This is a genomic window from Nostoc sp. KVJ3 (genome assembly GCF_026127265.1).
Classification (GTDB): domain Bacteria; phylum Cyanobacteriota; class Cyanobacteriia; order Cyanobacteriales; family Nostocaceae; genus Nostoc.
Window position 1 is genome coordinate 407,432 of sequence record NZ_WWFG01000003.1, and the last position, 19,807, is coordinate 427,238.

At 39.8% G+C, this 19,807-nt stretch carries 13 protein-coding genes; 6 read left to right on the top strand and 7 right to left on the bottom strand.

Going from position 1 to position 19,807, the window contains the following annotated elements; translation table 11 throughout:
- Nucleotides 1–158 precede the first annotated feature (158 nt).
- Nucleotides 159–3,269: an efflux RND transporter permease subunit gene (locus GTQ43_RS33180; RefSeq protein WP_265276981.1), complete on the bottom strand. Its 3,111-nt coding sequence runs from the start codon at nucleotides 3,267–3,269 to the stop codon at nucleotides 159–161.
- Between the two features lie 255 nt (nucleotides 3,270–3,524).
- On the opposite strand from GTQ43_RS33180, the gene GTQ43_RS33185 reads away from it, so the two are divergent.
- Both GTQ43_RS33185 and GTQ43_RS33190 read left to right on the top strand, forming a co-directional pair.
- Nucleotides 3,525–4,169, top strand: coding sequence for a hypothetical protein (locus GTQ43_RS33185; RefSeq protein ID WP_094343057.1), 645 nt, complete (start codon nucleotides 3,525–3,527; stop codon nucleotides 4,167–4,169).
- 26 nt (nucleotides 4,170–4,195) lie between these two features.
- On the top strand, nucleotides 4,196–4,999 hold the full coding sequence (locus GTQ43_RS33190) for a hypothetical protein (RefSeq protein WP_094343056.1): 804 nt from the start codon (nucleotides 4,196–4,198) through the stop codon (nucleotides 4,997–4,999).
- 157 nt (nucleotides 5,000–5,156) lie between these two features.
- On the opposite strand, the gene GTQ43_RS33195 is transcribed toward GTQ43_RS33190, so the two are convergent.
- On the bottom strand, nucleotides 5,157–6,722 hold the full coding sequence (locus GTQ43_RS33195; protein WP_265277034.1) for an efflux RND transporter periplasmic adaptor subunit: 1,566 nt from the start codon (nucleotides 6,720–6,722) through the stop codon (nucleotides 5,157–5,159).
- 265 nt (nucleotides 6,723–6,987) lie between these two features.
- Nucleotides 6,988–8,448, bottom strand: a complete 1,461-nt coding sequence (locus GTQ43_RS33200; protein ID WP_265276940.1) for an ISLre2 family transposase — start codon at nucleotides 8,446–8,448, stop codon at nucleotides 6,988–6,990.
- Between the two features lie 989 nt (nucleotides 8,449–9,437).
- Between GTQ43_RS33200 and GTQ43_RS33205 the strand changes: the two genes are divergently transcribed.
- Nucleotides 9,438–10,004, top strand: coding sequence for a type IV pilin-like G/H family protein (locus GTQ43_RS33205; RefSeq protein WP_265276982.1), 567 nt, complete (start codon nucleotides 9,438–9,440; stop codon nucleotides 10,002–10,004).
- A gap of 260 nt (nucleotides 10,005–10,264) precedes the next feature.
- Here the strand turns inward: GTQ43_RS33205 and GTQ43_RS33210 are convergent, their stop codons facing one another.
- The 3 genes from GTQ43_RS33210 to GTQ43_RS33220 form a co-directional block, all read right to left on the bottom strand.
- Entirely contained in the window at nucleotides 10,265–11,296 is a 1,032-nt protein-coding gene (locus GTQ43_RS33210) for a WD40 repeat domain-containing protein (protein ID WP_265276983.1), read from the bottom strand.
- A gap of 47 nt (nucleotides 11,297–11,343) precedes the next feature.
- Complete coding sequence (locus tag GTQ43_RS33215; protein ID WP_265276984.1) at nucleotides 11,344–11,526, bottom strand: hypothetical protein; 183 nt, start codon at nucleotides 11,524–11,526, stop codon at nucleotides 11,344–11,346.
- A 231-nt stretch (nucleotides 11,527–11,757) separates the two neighbouring features.
- Nucleotides 11,758–14,163, bottom strand: coding sequence for an exonuclease domain-containing protein (locus GTQ43_RS33220; RefSeq protein WP_265276985.1), 2,406 nt, complete (start codon nucleotides 14,161–14,163; stop codon nucleotides 11,758–11,760).
- A 239-nt stretch (nucleotides 14,164–14,402) separates the two neighbouring features.
- Here GTQ43_RS33220 and GTQ43_RS33225 point away from each other — a divergent pair, with 239 nt between their 5' ends.
- Together GTQ43_RS33225 and GTQ43_RS33230 are read left to right on the top strand one after the other, a co-directional pair.
- Complete coding sequence (locus GTQ43_RS33225; protein WP_265276986.1) at nucleotides 14,403–15,419, top strand: endonuclease NucS domain-containing protein; 1,017 nt, start codon at nucleotides 14,403–14,405, stop codon at nucleotides 15,417–15,419.
- 159 nt (nucleotides 15,420–15,578) lie between these two features.
- Nucleotides 15,579–16,430, top strand: coding sequence for a class I SAM-dependent methyltransferase (locus GTQ43_RS33230; protein WP_265276987.1), 852 nt, complete (start codon nucleotides 15,579–15,581; stop codon nucleotides 16,428–16,430).
- Between the two features lie 40 nt (nucleotides 16,431–16,470).
- On the opposite strand, the gene GTQ43_RS33235 is transcribed toward GTQ43_RS33230, so the two are convergent.
- Nucleotides 16,471–16,725 carry a hypothetical protein gene (locus GTQ43_RS33235; protein WP_265276988.1) on the bottom strand — a complete coding sequence of 85 codons (255 nt, stop codon included), beginning with the start codon at nucleotides 16,723–16,725 and terminating at the stop codon, nucleotides 16,471–16,473.
- A 200-nt stretch (nucleotides 16,726–16,925) separates the two neighbouring features.
- On the opposite strand from GTQ43_RS33235, the gene GTQ43_RS33240 reads away from it, so the two are divergent.
- Nucleotides 16,926–19,799 carry a helicase-related protein gene (locus tag GTQ43_RS33240; RefSeq protein ID WP_265276989.1) on the top strand — a complete coding sequence of 958 codons (2,874 nt, stop codon included), beginning with the start codon at nucleotides 16,926–16,928 and terminating at the stop codon, nucleotides 19,797–19,799.
- Nucleotides 19,800–19,807: the final 8 nt, after the last annotated feature.

Here is a 19,807-nt window from a genome sequence, read left to right on the forward strand (position 1 = left end):
TTCCTCATTTAAAATGTGTTGATAATTGAGATAAGATTTCTATGGCAATCCAGTCTTTGCAAGATTTTTAGATCCTGGCATTGAGTCTATATAAAGTTTTTAATCCACCTCCCTGAATAAAATATCAAATAATGCCAGATACCAAACAGCAAAAATTTTCATACAATTGACTCTTGAGTAACTTGAATATTGTATATTTTTGTAGTCTTATTCGGAACTAAAAACCTCCCAAATAGCGAATATAAAGCTGGTAAAACTAATAGTGTTAAAGCAGTAGAAGTAAATAAGCCCCCTAACACTACCACAGCCAAAGGTTGCAAAATTTCTTTACCTGCACCAGAACCAATCACTAATGGAACCATACCTAGTGCTGACGAAAGTGCTGTGAGAAGAATCGCTACTAATCTTTCCATTGAACCATCAACAATTACTTGTTTAAGTGGTATTCCCTCAGCGAGGCGATTATTATAGTTATCCACTAACAGTAATCCGTTGCGAGTAGCTACACCAAATAGAGTGATAAAACCAACCATCGAAGCAACGGAAATAATACCACCACTCAAGGCCACAGAGATAACCCCACCAATTAATGCCAGTGGCAAGTTAATCATAATCATGACTGTGGCAGGAATTGACTTGACAGCAAAGTATATCAGTACAGAAATCACGGCAAAGGCGATCGCACCTGCAATTATTAAAGTCTGCGTTGCTTGTTCCTGTGCCTGAAACTGACCGCCAAATTGGACGTAGTAACCTCCAGGTAGTTGAATTTGTTTGACCCGTTTCCGTACATCTTTAATTACAGAACCCAAATCCCGTCCAGCAACGTTGGCAGAAACCACTATCAGCCGGGAAACATTTTCACGATTAATGGTACTTGGCCCCGTGCCATAATCAACTTTAGCAACCTGGGATAAGGGAATTTTCTGCCCGTTGGGTGTATCTACCAACAAGTTACCAATAACATCCAAATTGTTACGGGAGCGTTCTTGCAACCACACAACGAGATTAAAAGTTTGTTGCTTCTCCAAAACTTGGGAAACGGCTTTACCATTCAATCCAGTCTCTATCGTTTCTGCAAGTTCCCCCACAGTTAATCCATAACGAGCTGCTGCATCGCGGTCAAATTGAATTTGAATTTGTTTAACTGGAATTTGGGGTTCTAATTGCAAATCCACAATACCGGAAATACCATTTATAGCAGATTGTACTTGTTTCCCAAGAGTGCGGAGTTCTTCGAGTTCAGACCCGTAAATTTTCACAGCGATCGCACTTCTCACGCCAGAGAGGATATCATCTATTCGGTGGGAGATAAACCCACCAATATTAGTTGCCACACCAGGAAGTTTTTCAAACTCTTTGCGGAGTGCTTCAACAGTCTTCTGGCGGTTTTTCGCTCCTTCTTCGCTAATCTGCACATCCAACTCACCAAAGTTTACTCCAGCCACTTCAGGATCTCCTTGAGCAAACCCAGATCGTAAGGCAATGAAATCAAAACGGCGATCGCTTTTCAGGGCATCCATCACCGCCAAAGCAGCTTGATTAGTTGCATTCAGAGATTCACCAGGCAAAAGCACCATTGAATTGACCAAAGAACGGTCTTGAAATTCTGGTAAAAAGACTTTACCCAACCCAGGAAGAATAATTATCGATGCAATAAACCCCGCAAGTGCCAACCCTAAAATCACCTTGGGGTAACGAATCGAGAACCTTAACGCTGGACGATAAAATTGATGTGCTTTGCGCTCAAGCCAAGTTTCGGTACTTGGTAAACGTCGATTTGCTAGTAATAAAGCACATAATGCTGGAGTTAGTGTTAATGCAACTAAGGTAGAAGCGAGAATCGATAGCAAATATGCCATTCCCATCGGCGTAAAAATTCGACCTTCCACGCCAGACAGGACGAAAATCGGTGCAAAGACCACTGCAATAATGACAGTGGACAATAAAACACTGACACGCACTTCTACTGAACCATCAAATACAACTTGTAAAGGATTTTTCGGGTTCCCTGCTAGTTGATTTTCTCGCAATCGGCGGTAGACGTTTTCCATATCAACGATCGCATCATCTACCACTGAACCAATTGCAACGACTAGTCCACCCAAGGTCATTGTATTAATACCTTGTCCAGTCCAACTCAGAATAATCATGCCTAACAGTAATGACAAAGGCATAGCACTGAGGCTAATAATTACTGTGCGCCAGTTCATCAAAAAGATGATCAGGATGACTGAAACGATAATGATGCCATCGCGCAGAGCTTCCTCAACATTTTTGACCGAAGCTTCGATAAATAAATCTTGGTCAAAGGTTTTAGTAACCTTGATATCCTGTGGTAGCCCTGGCTTAATCTCCTCCATTGCTGCTTCTACAGCTTTAACTACAGTGGGAGTATCTGCCGCAGGCTGCTTAGAGACAGTTAAAATTACTGCTCGTTTGCCTTGAAATAGTCCATCTCCTCGTCTTAGTCCTGGGCCAATTTTGACTTCTGCTACCTGTTCTAATAATACGGGTGTACCTTTAACCGCCTTTATCACCGAACGCTTGAGTTGATCAATTGACTCGATTCGCCCAATTCCCCGAATTAGTGTTTCTTGGTCAGGAGTAATCAAAAATCCTCCCGGCACATTGACGTTAGCATTCTGCACTGCTTTAGTGACTTCTGGCAACGAAACATTGTAGGCTTTAAGCTTGTCTGGATCTACCAAAACTTGATATTGCCGCTCATCACCACCGTAGAGAAAAACATTACTCACTCCTGGTACAGCCAGCAAGCGATTTTTTACATCCCAATTAGCAATCCGCCACACTTCCATCATGTCAGTGCTTTCAGCAGAAAAAGCATATTTAACAGCCCATCCCAAGGGCGAGTTAATAGGCAATATTTCCGGCTGCTCTACTCCTTGTGGCAGTTTCACCCCTTGTAAGCGCTCTGTTACTAGTTGGCGATCGCGGTAAATATCAGTATCCCAGCTAAAGACAGTTTTAATCGCAGAAATTCCAATAGCAGATGAAGATCGCAGAGACTCTAGTCCAGGTGTGCCATTAATCGCGCTCTCAATTGGGCGAGTCACTAAAGATTCGATTTCTTCTGGTGCTAAACCGGAAGCTTCAACTTGAATTTCCACTTGCGGGGGAGCGAAGCTAGGAAATACGTCGAGAGGCATTTGTGTGATGACACGCAATCCCCACAGACTAATTAATATAGAGGCAATAACGATTAGCCACCTTTGGGCGATCGACCATTTGACAATGGAATTGAGCATTTTTGAGACAAATCAAGGGTTTTTTGCTTGACGATACAGTTAATCCATCTGGGATAATCTGTAGTTTTGACAGTTAGGCACTGTATCTAATGTCTCAAATAAAGATGAAATCAGGATGAAATCAAGGTTGAATAATGGTAAACTAAAAACTCGGTAGATATTACCGCGAGTGGATGTATTACCCTTACTAGTAAATGCTTTTACTCCCTATGAGCAAACCTTTTTTTGAATTAAGTTGAGCAATAGAGGTAAGTGATGGCGAAAGCAAAACGTAGCGGTGTAAAAGGGTTTGGTAAACCACCTAAGCCACCATATCTCGATAGCTCATTAGATTTTGAAGAATTAGTTAACGGCAATCTGATTTTAGTAGCGAACGTAATCACTGACGAGACTAAAGGGATTGGAGATGCCTTTACATTTATAAAATATAACGAGCTGACTGACGAATTATCAGATTTTAGGTCAGCTATTGCTACAGCATTTGACTCCTCATTGATTAGACTGGCGAAGCGGCGACGAATTGAAGAAGGTAAGGGTTTACTAACTCTGACTCCAAAACATTATCGTCAAGAATGGGGGCTTAGTGATAGTTCTGACGGTAAAATAGTTTTTAATTGGTGGACTTTAGCAGAGTTGAAAGTTGCTCAAGAACGGAGCTACATATTTGGTGGAACCCGAATTCTTGCCAGATTAACAGAATCTCTAATTATGCATTCTCAAGAAAGGTTTCCGGTTATCTACCACGCTGTTCCATGTACAAGTGGAAATGATCAGGTAAATTATATGCATCTCATGTTTACTGTTCCACTCAGTTCCAACGAAGCAGCAGAATTTCTTAGTATCAATATAATTGAACGTGAAACTACACCTTTAACAGAACTTTTACCTCCTACTTCCTAAAAAGTCCCTTAAAAACAAACAATACTATGTCTAAAATCCGTATTGGCAATACTATAGTTAAAAGTAATGAAAAGTTAAGACAAATACAATCACAAGTTTTTACTCATTATGGCTATCAAAAAGTGAATGATTTTTTGCTCAATGATAGCAGAGATTTTAGAGTTGTATTTGATATGTTATGGGAAAAATATCATAGTCAGCCCAAAATTTTTTATGATTCTACCTTAATAAAGGTACTAGAGGAATCTAAATCATTTAAAAAGTTTATACTAGCCGTTAATATACAAACAATTTCTCAGATGAGAATTCCTTTTGATAAATTTTATATCCCGTGCTTAAAAGAATGTTATCAGAATTATGAGACTGATAAAGAAACAGGTGCTAGAGGTTGGGTAGTCGGTGTTATTCCTTTTCTCGGTGCTACTTACCCTGAACGTCGAAAATTTTTATCGAATTTAATTGACTCTTTAGATATTACAGAAAATATTAATTCAGGAAGAATTATTTATTTAGATAAGCATCTAGCTTTAACTTATAAACAAGATGATTCTAAAAACCAAGCGTTAGGAGAACTATTGTTTGCAGCAAGACGTTCTGAAGATTTATGGTCTTTTGATCAAACAGATGTTTTTGTACCTGTAAAATCATTACGTCAAGCTAAAATTGCTTTAGCTAATTACCAAGGTAAGCACCGAAAAGGCGAATTAGTAGGAAACGATTCTGCACGTTTTTCCAGATTTTTAGGCTTGGATATTAGAGATAGCTATGCATATATGCCTGACTATGAAGAATTAGCTAATTATAGAGGAAAAGGCTTCCAAAAACCATAATTAATTGTTAATCGCTACCAATAAAAGCTAAAAAAATTATGCAGTTAATAAACTTGATTTAATCTAATAATTTAATTATACTGCCCAAAAGGTTACAGTTTTGGATACTTTGAATTGGATGAAAAAATCGCCCATTTAATAATGGCACTCAGTATTTTTATTGTTGAGTATTTTTACTAATAATTATGACTTTTGATTCTTCATGAGGTGCATGATGGTTATCATCTAGGTTTGTAGAATAATTAGAAGAATCTTCTGCTAGGTTGTGGGTAAGTTCTGGCGTTACTGGAACAAGTTGATGATTGCTGCGACGACCCACCATAAAAGCTATTAGAGCTATTGCAGCCCCCCCACCTGCTCCTAGTAACCACAATGGTACTGTTTTAACCTCTGTTGTCTGCGATGAAACTTCTGTGTGTTCATCTGCTTTTACATGGGTACCACCTCGCAGAGATTGGGCGTAAAGTTGCGGTGCGCGTTGGGTGACAATCATATCTCCCTCGAATAAGCCACTCTTGACTTCAACCATATCGCCAGAAGTCTGACCTAATGTGACTTCAACTGTTTGGTAAGCATTACCACTCTGCACATAAACAACTTTCTTCCCATTCGCGTCTACCACTGCTGAGGTAGGAATAGCTGAAATAGCTGCTGATATTTGGTCTGTTAAAACTTCTAGTTCCGCAAACATTCCGGGTTTGAGTTGTCCGCGTGAGTTATCTATCTCTGCTTGTACTGGTACAACTCTTGTTTCTCCCTCTACCATTGTACCAATGCGGGAAATTTGACCAGAAAAAGTGCGATCGCTCACACTAGCAACTTTTAATCTAATTCTCTCACCAATTCTTACCTTACCTAAATCTTTTTCATAAATATTAGCTGTAGCAAAAAGCCGACTATCGTTGACAATCGTCATCAATTTGCCACCGGCATCATTAAAAGTTTGACCAATAGTCACTTCTCTATCAGCAACCTTACCAGAGATAGGAGCAGTTACTGTCACTAATCCTTTAGAATTTGGGAGATTTCCTAGTTGAGCAAGTCGAGTTTGATAACTAGTATTACTGCGATTAATATTTGACTTTGCTAGTTGAACTGATGCTTGAGCGCGTTTGAGTTGATTTTCAGCCCCGATAACATCCCTGCGGCTCTTCGCTTTAGTAAGTTCGGCTTTTGCCTGCGCTAGCTGGGTTTGAGATTCCAGAGCATTGCGACGGGGTAAAGCGCCAGCATCAGCTAACTGTTTGTCTTTGTTGTACTTTTCTTGAGCAAAGTCAACTTGACTCTGTGCTTGAGCAATTTCCGAGTCGGCTATTTGTTGATATTTTTGATAATTTTGTTGAGCCAGTCTTAAATCAGCTTCGCTGTAGTGTAAATCAGCTTGAGCTTGTGCTAATTTATCCTGAGATTCCACACGCAATGTTACTAAATCTGGGCTAGTAACAACAGCAAGGGGTTGACCTTTTGTTACTGATGCGCCAGGTTCCACCAACAATTCAACTACTTTCGCTCCTTGAATTGGGGTAGTCACTTCTACTTTTTGGCTGGGAAGAGTCTCTATTTGTCCAGTAGTTTTGATGCCAACAGCTAACCTTTGATGTTGGACAGGCTCGACTTTAATCCCTAGACGTTTGGCTGTGTCAGCATCAACCTGAATAGAATTATTCGTTGCAGTGGCATCACTTCCTGCTTGAAATTCATTTCCATGTCCGCCATGAGCCATAACAACTGTGGGACGGGAGCAATGCGATTTTGTGAGGTCGGACAAAAAAAGTGCGATCGCTAAAAATTATATTTCAGTACGGAGTTGTTTTATTTACAAATAGAATACTGCTTTGCACGAGAATTCATCTTGATGATATATCTCAAAAAGATTGCTAGTAAGTCATTTGACGATTATTTCCTAAAATATCTATACTAAGTCTTTAATACTTAGTGTCAATTACAGCAAGCAATAGCTAAAGATGACAACTCAAGTATAAAATTAATCAAGCAGTTTGAGGTTTAATAAAGGAATTAAAGATAGAACTACAAAAAATATCCCAACTTTGAGCTATCCATTGACAACGCAGATGTAAGATAATTTCTGCATTTTCTTTCAACCAAAATTTACTATTACCCTTGATTCTTAAGTTGATAACTTGACGGATTAAACTCTCAATTGCCCCACTACCTATTGGTAGTTTTTGGTCTAGTATCTTAGCGTAATTTAAACGCCTTTCACGATAGGCACGTAAAAGGTAATTTCTCTGTATTACCATAGTTTTACAACGCTCTCCCGTGGCTTCAAAGATAAATTCATCCATCTGCCTAATTATGGTCATGGCATTACTTTTTTTTAAAGTTCTCCGTGCTTTTTTGAACCAATTATTTCGCTCACTATCATCACTAAACGCTACATCAGCAAATTTCTGTAGCCGCTCAGTAACATGGTAAAAATCAAATAATTGATAAGTCGCATCGGGAGATTTCAATTTCTTTAAAAGAGGGGGAATATGCTTCCAAATCCATTCTGCACCGTCAGCAATTAATAAAACTTGTTTTGCTTGACTAATTCCCAAACTAATCAGATGCATTTCTAAAATTGGTAAAAATCCTTTATAGTCTTCATAAGTGCCATCATTTACAATCTTTATTTCGCCATTTCTAACTTTTTTACCTTGTTCATCAACCACATAAATTGTTAATAATTTTGGCTCAACCCATTCCCCTGTAAAGCCGTGCTTGTTTGTTTTGAGATTTTTTCTACCTTTTTTATTAATCCTAATTCTACTCCTGCCACCATCTACAGCAATTACAACTCTCTGGTCTTTAAGTATATTCCCATCAGGTAAATTACCTTGTTGCAAGTTAGATATTTTAGTTTGACGTAAATCAATGCCGATTTGACCAAATTTATATGTCAATCGTTCAATTCGTTTAAGACTAATATTAATTCCCCAATCACTCAGGATTGTATGTGCAGCTTCAAAAGAACTAGCTATGGCACCATATTTTGTAATATCTGACCAAACTAATGGGGTCAAGCCTTCTGACATTCCTAACCATTTTAACAAGGGACAAAATCCAACATTACGAGATTTACTCTTCGCTTTTTTTTCTCTTTTTTGAACAACGTATGGTAATTTAAGACTTACTACAACATTACCTACTGTTAATATTTCCCTCTTCGTATAACCGTGTCTTTGCGTGTCGGTATGCCACCATCCTTTGGTTTGATTAATTGCTGTTTGATGAGCCGACTCTGATTGAGAAAGCTTATGCAATAATATGCCGATACATTGGCCTGCTAAAACTAACGCAGCCTGTCTAATTGTTTCTTCTCTTTCTTTAACTATTCTTCCAGACCATTCCTCGATATTTTTCAACTCTAAAAGTTTCGTCACATCCTCTTTAAAATCTGATAATGAATCGGCAAAATTTAGATTTGCATATATGTTTTTCTTCATAAAAGTAGGTACTTCCTATTTCAAAACTATTCTTGAAAGGAAATTTTACCTTTTTTATAGTCGCAACAATGTACAGAAACCTCGTTTTTAGCACAGGTTGTGTCTTCTAACGAATATTACTCAGGTTATTGTATTAAATATTTAGTATATACGTAAGATGTTATTAGCGATCGCTCTCCAGGTGGGGTCATCTCACAAAATCGCATTGCTCCCGAACTAACATTAGAGGAAGTAAATCGGCTCAATCAGGTTAGCGCCACCGCGCCAATCTATCCTTACTGGCATCAGCGCAAGTTCGGAGCTGAACGCATTCCACAATAAAATTATCCCAGTTGCGATCGCATGAAGGCAGTGAGCTTGGTGCGATCGCTCCCTATCTGTAAGTCCTAGCCCAATCGAGGAAAATCAGAGGTAGACAGTAGAGAAGCGGATGCCGCCTACAATACGTTGGCTCATGCTGATTTCTAACCTTTGTAATGCCAATTTCAAGATGATTCGTTTTTTGCGTAAAACATGGAATTTGAGGTGAATAGTATTATATAACGGTATTTACTATGGATAAACCGGGGACAACACTAAAAGTCTCCTATATAATTTGCTTCTATCAAAAACTGCTCTAGCTTTCGTCTAGGGCAGTTTTATATTGCACGGTAGAAGCGTTCGTTATTACCTGGGTTCATGCGCCAATTTCAAGAAAAGATTTCGACACACCTGGAAGGAACAGGTACAGCTTATTACTTAAAAATTATTTTCCGGCGTTGACACAACAAGAAAATTCTGGCTACGGTGATTGAAATTCTTGGATAAAACTTTGAGCCACTCTTAGAGGGTGGCTTATTTTTTCAACATATTGCGGGAGTCCCCACCTTCTCTGCGGTCAGTAAGTTGTTAGAAAAGCCTGTACTATGGGAAAACTTGAACTAAGAGGTTGTGTTAAAGACTTCAGAGTGTTCGTCAAGAAAACAAATTATCTCAGACAGAAAATAGTCATGAATCTTTTCTTAAAACTTGATAAAAAAACACAATTCAAGGCTCTATTTTTGCTAATATTTATTCCTTTTATCTGGATTATATTGCCACCAATTTTATATAATTTATTCCCTTTAAATTTTAGTAATGAAAGTTGGGCTACATCATCAGTAGGACTGGCTTCAATTGGCATGATGACTCGTGGTCAGCAGAGATACTTCTTAGAGCATAATGGCATTTTTAGTAAGTCGATTCCTGAAATAGACATTGCTCTTAAAGAACAAATGTCAAATTCGTCAAAAAACTATAATTATTCTATAAAAATAACCCCAATCTCTGCATTCAATTATGCAAATCCCCGACGAGAGTATGTAAAAAAGGGATGGTTCGTAAAAATACCAGTAATAGGTTATGTTAGTGGTGTATTTATTGTACCTAATACTAAAAATTCTAAAAATGAACTAACAACTTTCGCAATTATATGTCAAAACAAATTACCAGGCACTATCCACTTAAGCGATCCGATTTATCAAAATGGTATTCTTACTTGTGGTTTGGGAACTATAAAATTGCAGAAACCCAAATAACTTGCCACTAGAATTCCTCAAAAATATCAGCAGAATCGGGCTAGCATTTAATAATGATAATCGGAGGATTGAAGTAGATAAAATCTCCAATTCACTGATGGATTTTCAAGGAAAAAATCCACGATTATATCAATTCGTATGCGAACACAAACGAGATTTTAGTTTGGCAGATACAGTACTCTCACTTGCCCAAAGTTGGAAGTTTTAAAACCAGACGAATAGCTCAAGCGCAAGACTCTAATAACTTTCCAAACATTCTTTTACGGGTGGTTTGGTGCAGGAATTTTCCACTCTGTAATTCCGTCCTCTGTTGCACTAAACAAAGTCTTACCATCCCTACTAAATACCATTGCTCCCGACCAGTTGCTTACATCGGGCAGAGTTGCTTCCATATTTCCTGTTACCAGATTCCAAACCCGATATGGTTTATATCCTCCACCAGCAATTAAAGATTGCCCATCAGGACTAAAGGCGATGGTGATCTGCGGAAAATAGAAGCCCCCAAAATCCTGCAACAATTTTTCTGTTGTCAGGTTCCACACTTTTACCTGCTTGGCACTACCACTAGCGAGCAACTGACCGTCACGACTAATTGCTAAAGCAGATACTGCACCATAATGTCCAGTCAAAGTGGTGCGCTTTCGTCCAGTTCCCAGATCCCATACAGTGATGTGATTGCTCGAATCGCCACTAACCAAAGTCTTGCCATCTGGAGTCAGCGCCAAAGTTATTACAGCATCCGGTGTTTGTGCCAATGTGCTTGTTAATTGTCCAGTCGCCAAATTCCATATCTTAATGGTATTGTCGGAACTGGCACTCACAATTGTTTGCTGATTGGGTGTGATCACCAGTGCATTTACAACTTCAGAATGCCCTTTGAGCGTAAATTTGAGTTTTCCCGTCGCTAAATTCCAGACCTTAATGGTCTTGCCTAAACTCCCACTTACCAAAGTCTGACCATCAGCAGAAAGCGCAAGGTCATAAATATCATTCGCGTCTCCTTTGAGGGTTAATTGCGGCTGCTGACTTGGCAAATGCCAGACGCTAAAGCTTTTGCCACCGCCCCCCACTAAGGTGTGACCATCAGAAGAAAGGGCGATCGCTTCTGCTACTCCACTTAACTTTCGCACTACTGTCAAATCGCAATACTGGGAATGAGGCTGCGACAACTTGCAGATATTCGTTGCTCGGTAAATGCTCCAGAAATATGCTCCAACTTGTATCAAAAAAATTATAATCGCTACACCACGCAGCAACCATATCTGTTTTTTGCTCAACCAGTTGTCTAACATCAGCTCTTTTCTCTTTTCGGTAGGTAGTTGAATTGATCGCAAACAGGTTATGGGGTATAGGGTGTGGGATGTAGCGAAAGACTCTTCAAGTCACAAGCTGCATTAGTTGCTGCTGTATCTTCCCCACGGGATCTGTGCGATTTTGTCAGATCCGCTAAACAACGTGCGATCGCTTCCAAAATTTTTTCGCACAGTCCGATCAGTATCAACGCTAATAATCTCACTTTCATAATGCTCTTTCTCTATCTGACATCACCTATTACCAGGGTTTTGATGCTTCTGAGTTTGAGCGTAGAAACAAATTTACTTGTTTATGCAAAATATTTAATCTGATTTTGACTAGGGAGAGTTGACGTTTAAAAGGAAGTAACAGAGCATTCAGGCTGATTCAGGATTTTTCTAGAACCAATTACTGTTCAAGAGAAATATTGTCCGAGTAGATATGCCATCTACTATAATACTTATGCTGCTTTTGCAAAAGATTTACCCAGTTCAAACATACTGAACAGCCAGTGATGCCATTCTTTATAAGTGATAAATACTTTTAAAACTGATTCCAAATCAACATCCAAATCCCTATTTTGAATGTCAATAATTGTCTGATAGGTCAAATCCAAAGCAATTCTATCGTCCTTGGCGAACGGCTTAAACTTTCCATTCAGGGAATTATTCAGTTGAGTTATTCTCTCTCTTCCTACTTTCCCCTTGACTTCAGTTAATCGCTCATCTCGAAATAAACCAAAACGGTCATGAGGATGCAGGCTTACTAGCTCATTGAAATTAGTGATTCGGCTAGTAAAAGATGAAGTACTTGGGTCAACTTGCAGAAACCCCATTACATAATTTTTATTACCAGTCTCAACCACAAGATGTTCTGGTAAAACTCGCTTTCCCAAACGATATTGAGTTAGTCTAATTGGCTTTATATGGTTAAAAGCTTCAGCAATAGTTTTTAGTTTACCCATGTCATCATAATCAGAAATGATCGGAAGGTTACTATACTGCTGCTCAAGTTCAGCCTTCTTTCGAGTTAAATACTCAATAATGTTATCTGAGGTATGTAGTTGAAGCTTAGGAGGTTCAGGAAGAAACTGCTGACGCAATTTTGTTAAATCAACTGACGGCCCTTGTTCCTGTATCGCTTGAACCAAATCTAGAAATGCTTCGGTTAGTTTTTGCTGTTGTTGCTGTACAATTCTCAGCTGTTGCTCTAGTTGTTCTTTACTATCAAGCTTATGCAGGTTTTCTTTGACAGATGCTAGAGGAATTTGACGAACCCTGTAGTTATAATAGTCTGCTGCTCGGTTTAATACCCCTCGAATTGGCTTTTGTCCAAGAATATCTTCCAAATCTTCAGAGCTAAATAATAGTTCTAGAGGAATATCAAGTGCCTGAAGCTTCACCCGCAAAATCGCTTCAAGTTCTGTTTCATCTGGCTGACGTAAATAAATCTGGTACTGGGAGACTCTACCAATAATTGAGTTATCAAAGCTAGCTTGAAACTGTTCCCATCGATCTGGAAACATATTGAGAATAATTAAACTATTAGGAACGTGAGTAAAAATTTCCTTGATAGCTTCCCCAAAATTCAGTAAGATTTCTCGGTTATGTGAAAGCCCCAATCCTTCTAGCTGATCGAAGACGATAATTAAGGGTTCATCCAAGATAGATAGTTTAGCCAAAACTGAAATTGCTTCCAAAGAAAAGGCTTCTTGGCTGAGGTCTTCTCCCCAATTTGGCAAACCAACTAATTCTGCCTCTTCTTTAGATAAGATGTTAGCAGCTAACCAACGGGTAGTAATATCTTTGCGTCGTGGGTCAGTATAACTACAATACTTAACAATTCCCTTGAGAATAGCAAGAGCAAAACCTCCAGAAGAATAATGACCCGCCCACCACTCGTTGATTCGTTTTTCAATGTGTTGCCAGTAATCTCGTCTGCGCCCAGTTCCTTCTGCTCCAAGCGCATCTAAATTTTTATCTTGTAGAGCTTTAATAATTTCTTGGTCTTTCTGAGATGTAACTCGGAAACCGAGAATTTTATAAAAGCTATTGATAATCAGGTAGTCCAATTGAGTAGCAGAACCAACCGACTGTACTAGGGATTCCAAAATGCGGCTGTAGATGTGATGCAGCACTGCTTTGGGATGGTTCGGTTGGCGGATAAATAATAGTCGATTATTGGCTAGTCGCTCATTGGCTAGTCTCATCATCAAGTGGGTTTTACCAGTCCCTGGCTCTCCAATAACTACGACTCCTTTACTCTGGCGGTTGGAATCTAGTTTGATGTCAGCCAAAATTGACTCAAGAGTAAGATATTCTTGGCGGTAAGTGGCAAAATAATCAGGGTGAGTCTGAAACGGAGTATCAACCCGACTAGCACTAAATGGATTGGGCTTTTGTTTTAATTGCTCAATCATCATCTGACGATAAAGCTGGTAAGTAAACTGGGCATCATATCGAGCAGCATGAGCCATATCTCGAATAAAGTAGCGGTTATTTACCTGCAAATTAAAATGCTTACTCAGATGTTCTAGGGAATGGCTTTCTAGCTCTGACCAAACACTTTTTGCTTTTTCCCAAGTACACTCGAATTCTAGTTTGGGGCAAAAAAGACCAACTCGGCGAAAACTGGACTGAAGTATCTCAATATCATGCAAGGCATAGTGGCAGACTATTTTCTTCCCTTGGACAAGGGACAGAAACTCTGTAAGCAGAGTTTTGAGACTTTTAAGGTTAGGCAGATTCTTGTTGTGATTGGGATAATCACTAGAAAACCCTTCATAGATCAACCGTCCTTGACTATCCACTATCGCCAATTCACTTAATTCCGGTTTCCCCTCAGTGTCTAAAACTACAAAGTCCATATAACCCTGACTACGAGTAAGCTATAGCAAAATTAACACAGGTATTTTAAAAGGGGTATAATTTGTATCACTTAAATAAGTAAGATAAGAAAATATCAGTAGATAACCTGACAAGTATCAATGTCTTTCAATGGTCGCAGTCAGTATTGATGCGATGAAAATTTTCCACAGCGATCGCAATCTTACTTTGCTCAAGGTAAGCTAAGTGTAATTTGATTTTTTAACGTTGACCCAAAAGTATGCTGGCTGGTGCTGCTTTAAGAAAAACAGGTGAGGGTTGGGAGTTTGCGTCCGAAGCTGCCTTAGAAGATTTTATTTGGGAGAATCTACAGCAATTATTAAGTTTGACACCTCTCAAACGGCAGTATGCGGCTAAGGGCGAATTCTGCGATATCTTAGCTTTGAACGAAAGCAAACAGTTAGTTATTTTAGAACTAAAAAATGCTGAAGATAGATATGTTATCCAGCAGCTAACCCGTTATTATGATAATTTGCTAGATGAGCGACCTTTTTGTGAACAAATAGACTATCACCAACCAGTTAAACTGATAGCTGCCGCACCTTCATTCCACAGACATAATCTGATTGATTGCAAGTATAATCTGCTCAAAATTGATTTATTGCAGATTCAAGTATTCAAAGACAATCAACAGTTCCAGTTGTGTTTGCAAGACATCAGCACTAATCAAACTTGGTCAATTCCTATTTCCTATCAAGAGCTAAATTTCAGTAGTACAAAACATGGCATTTCAGAAACACCACAATTACTTTTAGATTGGCTAGGTGCTTGTTCAGCAGAGGAACAGCAAGGAATTCTTAAGCTTCGAGAGAAAATTTTGAGCTTTGATGAGCGAATCAAGGAACAAATTGAGAGTAGAAATACTATCAGGTATGGCAAGGGTAAATCGAAACCTGTGGCTGAATTTTGCTATCAAAGGACATCTCATAAACCAGTTGTATTTTTCTGGTTGCCAACTCCTAACTCACGGCAAAAAGAAGTAATTGGTCGGTTACGGCTATGGCTAGAAGGTGAAATAGTTACTCATCTAGGTCATATACCAGAAGGTTTTGGGCGAATGAAACTTCAATCCGAATGGGATGCCATACCACGAGAAAAACGTCCTAGAAATTTATATTGGAGTCTTTCTCATAAATCATTTATGCCCGTCCCAATTTCCCAAGGTTACAACGATGTTTCTAACTCTTTAGAATCACTAGCAGATTTAGCACTAACCAAATGGCTTACTAGAATTTAGTTAATTTACAAATCAATATGAGCATGATTTCAATACTTACTAATCAATGATTATTATATTTTTAATAATCAGCACTCTATTTTTACAACTAATACTAGATCACACATAAACAAAGGTGAGACAATTGGACTGCAACGATAACTGCTAAAACCCAAAGTAATGAATGATGTGCCTAAAATTAAAGATGAAGTTTGCCGCACTGCACTGATAATGGCAACTAAACGTGCAATAGAAGCTGACAGACCAGACCACCTGTTTGATGATCCATTAGCCACACAGTTAGCTGGAGAGACAGGGCAAGCTTGGCGGGAGAAATGGGAACAGGAGGATAGCGATAATCTCCTTGGTAGTGCGCTTCGGATTCAGTTTGTTGCAGTCCGTACCCGCTTCTTTGATGACTTCATCTTGTCTGTGTTGCCCGAAGCTAAACAGTTAGTCTTTCTAGGAGTCGGGTTAGACACAAGAGCATTTCGTCTATCCTTCCCACCACAGGCTCGTTTGTACGAATTAGATTTGCCAGAATTAATCCAGTACAGAGAAGCAATCCTACAAGATAAACCTGCCAAGTGTCATCGTCAGGCGATCGCTGCTGATCTAACGCAACCTTGGTCACATCTGCTTTTACAACAGGGCTTTGACATCAACATACCCACACTTTGGCTAATGGAAGGGCTGTTGATGTACTTGAATGAAGCAGAAGTTAATGAGTTACTCAAAACAATTAACCAGTTGAGTACAAATGGCAGTCACTTGGGGGCTGATTTGGTCAGTGTCAAGTCATGGCAAGTTGGGGCTAAACATCAGAATGGCTTGATTAGCAAGCACTGGCGTTTCGGTACAGACGAACCAGAACAGTTGTTTGCTGCTCACAGTTGGAATGCTTCAGTAATTCAACCAGGAGAAATCAGAGCAAATTACGGACGATATGCTGTCGAATTGACCCCACGCGAAATCAAAGGTATACGGCGTTCTTTTTTGGTTACAGCAAGGAAAGAATCGATAACTTTATAGCTTTTGGTATGCTTGCCCCCCTACTGCCCATCACCAGCCCTCACGCGACCCCAACAGTTTCGTTAAAAGACCGCACTATCGAAACAATCCCGTCAGCATCACCTGTTACGAATTTTAAGTTTTCCCGTAGCAGAGGCTTTTCTAACAACTTGCTGGTAAACCGAATCTTTGCACAAGGCTTAACACCAATACGGCTGGTATCAATCCAGTAGCCAATTTCAGGCGGACTAGTGATAATCTTGGGAGGTTCAATAATCTCTGCGATCGCTGTCGGCAGGCGGTTACGCTTGGTCAAAAGCAGAAATTTTATAAAAAATGACTGAATTAAGTAATCTTACTACTTACATTGTACTTAAGCTTACTTTAAAACAGAAAAGACTTGTGAGCATACTACTTGCTTGCTCATAAGTATTAATTCAGTAATTACTACTATTTTTACTAATTAATCTGCTGCCAAATTTTCAATACTAATATAGGCTAACAATGGCACAAACTATGAACCATTCACCTGGTTCAATAGTCACCTGTCGCAGTCGGCAATGGGTGATACTACCTTCAGAAAATCAAGATGTTATTCGTCTACGACCCCTTTCAGGCAATGAGGATGAAATTGCTGGTATCTACCACAAGCTTTTAGAAGAAGAGCTAGAGAAGATTGAATCAGCTACATTTCCTCTACCTCAAGCTACTAGCGTACAAGATCATGCAGCCGCACTTTTGCTTATGGATGCTGCACGTCTTTTACTCCGTAGCGGTGCAGGGCCTTTTCGCTGTTTAGGACGGTTGTCATTGCGTCCTCGTCCTTACCAGTTAGTTCCTTTATTGATGGCACTAAAGTTAGAGACGGTAAAACTGCTTGTAGCTGATGACGTGGGTATTGGTAAGACCATCGAAGCTGGATTAATAGCTCGTGAATTGCTAGACCGAGGTGAAGTTAAGGGAATTGCAGTACTGTGTCCACCACATTTATGCGATCAGTGGCAGCAGGAATTAAGTGAAAAGTTTCATATTGATGCGGTGGTAGTACGTTCTGGCACAGCTTCCAAATTAGAGCGAAACATACCTAATAATGACAGTGTTTTTAGCTATTATCGTCACCTGATTGTTAGCTTGGACTATGCCAAAGCAGAACGTCGTCGCGCTAGTTTTATAACTCATTGCCCTGACTTAGTGATTGTGGATGAAGCACATACTTGCGCCCGTCCAAATAAAACTACTACATCTCAGCAGCAGCGACACCAGCTGATTACAGAAATTGCTCAAAAACAAGAACAACATTTACTGTTACTTACAGCTACTCCTCACAGTGGGATTGAAGAATCTTTTCTCTCACTTTTAGGTTTGTTGAAGCCGGAGTTTGAGCATTTCAATCTCAATAGCTTAACTGACAAACAACGTGACCACTTAGCCAATCATTTTGTTCAGCGTAGACGGGCAGATGTCAAGCTTTGGCTAGGGAATGAAACTCCTTTTCCTGAACGAGAGTCAAGCGAGGAATCATATAAGTTATCGAAAGAGTACAAAGAACTATTTGATGAAGTCTATGATTTTGCCCGTGGTCTAGTGAAAACGACTACGGCGGACATGAGTCATGCTCAACGTCGGGGAAGATACTGGTCGGCTTTGGCTTTGATTCGTTGTGTCATGTCTTCACCTGCGGCTGCGATCGCTACATTAAATCGCCAAGTTAGTAAATCAGGTGATCGCTTATTGGCTGATTTAGACGAAGATTTGATGAGTTCTTATGTTCATGATCCCACAGAACAGGAACAAGCCGTTGATGCTTCGCCAACTTTGGTCATAGAACAGGGACAGCAGAGTTACAAAGACGCAGACAAACGTAAACTTAAAGCTTTTGTGCAAGCAGCAGAGAAGTTACAAGGTGGCAAAGACCAAAAGCTGCAATCGTGCATTGCTACGGTAGAATCTTTCCTCAAAGACGAGATGAACCCGATTGTCTGGTGTCGCTATATTGCTACGGCAAATTATGTAGCTGATGCTCTCAAACAGAAATTAGAGAAGAAAGGTAGCCAGATCCGCGTAATTGCAATTACTGGAGAACTTTCTGAAGATGAGCGGGAAACTCGACTAGAAGAGTTAAAATCTTATCCACAACGAGTGCTAGTTGCTACAGACTGTTTGAGTGAAGGGGTAAACCTGCAAACGCACTTCAGTGCAGTAATTCACTACGATTTACCCTGGAATCCTAACCGGTTAGAACAACGTGAAGGACGTATTGACCGCTACGGCCAAACAGCAACTAAGGTGAAAGCCTGCTTGCTTTATGGTCGAGATAATCCTGTTGATGGTGCAGTTCTGGATGTTCTGATTCGTAAAGCTGTGCAGATTCACAAGTCTTTAGGAATTACTGTTCCCGTACCAATGGAAAGTACTACTGTAGCGGAAGCAGTATTTAAATCCCTTTTTGAACGTACTACTGAGGTTATTCAGTTATCGCTGTTTGAGTTTCAAGAAGAATCTGCGGTTGATAAAGTCCATAAGAATTGGGACAAGGCAGTAGAACGCGAAAAAACCAATCGGACTCGCTTTGCTCAACGTGCCATTAAACCTGAGCAAGTAGAACAGGAATTAATTGACTCTGACCAGATTTTAGGGAATGAGCAGGATGTAGAGCGGTTTGTCTTGTCGGCCTGCGATCGCATATCTTGTTCTTTAATTAAGAAAAAGCAGGGATGGTTACTTTCCCAACCACCGGATTTTCTCAAGTCAACGTTAGGGGATAAGTCGCGTTTACTCTCTTTTACCACCCCAGCACCGGAGGGTGTGGAATACGTAGGACGAAATCACCCTTTAGTAGAAGGCTTGGCACGGTACATCTTAGAAGATGCACTTTCCCATAATATAGAACCAATCGCAGCAAGATGCGGTTTTACTACAACTAATGCGGTACAAAAGCGCACAACTTTGCTGCTAGTAAGGTTACGGCATTTGTTAGATAGGTCTAAACGTACTACAGAAACGCGAAATACCACATCTCTACTAGCGGAAGAATGCGCGGTTATTGGCTTTACAGGTTCGCCCTCTAGCCCTAGCTGGTTGACGCAGTTGGAAGCAACATCACTACTGCAACAAGCCAAGCCAGTCAGCGATGTTACTAAAGCTATGAAGCAGATAGAAATTGGTGAGTTACTCCAAAGGTTAGAAGAACTCCAGCCAGATTTGGAAAAGTTTGCCAGAGAAAGAGCAGAAGAACTTTTACAAAGCCATAGACGCGTCAGAGCAATGACCCAAGAAGGTCGAATTCGCGTCACTCCCCAATTGCCGATGGATGTTCTCGGCATTTTCATCCTCCACCCGGACGTAAGTAAAAGGCTGGTAGTCGTGCAAAGTACTTCTACCTGCCAGTAATCTTTTAT

What these genes read in the sequence shown, in the direction of transcription:
- GTQ43_RS33180 (WP_265276981.1), bottom strand. Translation starts at nt 3,269, where the DNA reads ATGCTCAATTCCATTGTCAAATGGTCGATCGCCCAAAGGTGGCTAATC.
- GTQ43_RS33185 (WP_094343057.1), top strand. Translation starts at nt 3,525, where the DNA reads ATGGCGAAAGCAAAACGTAGCGGTGTAAAAGGGTTTGGTAAACCACCT.
- GTQ43_RS33190 (WP_094343056.1), top strand. Translation starts at nt 4,196, where the DNA reads ATGTCTAAAATCCGTATTGGCAATACTATAGTTAAAAGTAATGAAAAG.
- GTQ43_RS33195 (WP_265277034.1), bottom strand. Translation starts at nt 6,722, where the DNA reads ATGGCTCATGGCGGACATGGAAATGAATTTCAAGCAGGAAGTGATGCC.
- GTQ43_RS33200 (WP_265276940.1), bottom strand. Translation starts at nt 8,448, where the DNA reads ATGAAGAAAAACATATATGCAAATCTAAATTTTGCCGATTCATTATCA.
- GTQ43_RS33205 (WP_265276982.1), top strand. Translation starts at nt 9,438, where the DNA reads ATGAATCTTTTCTTAAAACTTGATAAAAAAACACAATTCAAGGCTCTA.
- GTQ43_RS33210 (WP_265276983.1), bottom strand. Translation starts at nt 11,296, where the DNA reads ATGTTAGACAACTGGTTGAGCAAAAAACAGATATGGTTGCTGCGTGGT.
- GTQ43_RS33215 (WP_265276984.1), bottom strand. Translation starts at nt 11,526, where the DNA reads ATGAAAGTGAGATTATTAGCGTTGATACTGATCGGACTGTGCGAAAAA.
- GTQ43_RS33220 (WP_265276985.1), bottom strand. Translation starts at nt 14,163, where the DNA reads ATGGACTTTGTAGTTTTAGACACTGAGGGGAAACCGGAATTAAGTGAA.
- GTQ43_RS33225 (WP_265276986.1), top strand. Translation starts at nt 14,403, where the DNA reads ATGCTGGCTGGTGCTGCTTTAAGAAAAACAGGTGAGGGTTGGGAGTTT.
- GTQ43_RS33230 (WP_265276987.1), top strand. Translation starts at nt 15,579, where the DNA reads ATGAATGATGTGCCTAAAATTAAAGATGAAGTTTGCCGCACTGCACTG.
- GTQ43_RS33240 (WP_265276989.1), top strand. Translation starts at nt 16,926, where the DNA reads ATGAACCATTCACCTGGTTCAATAGTCACCTGTCGCAGTCGGCAATGG.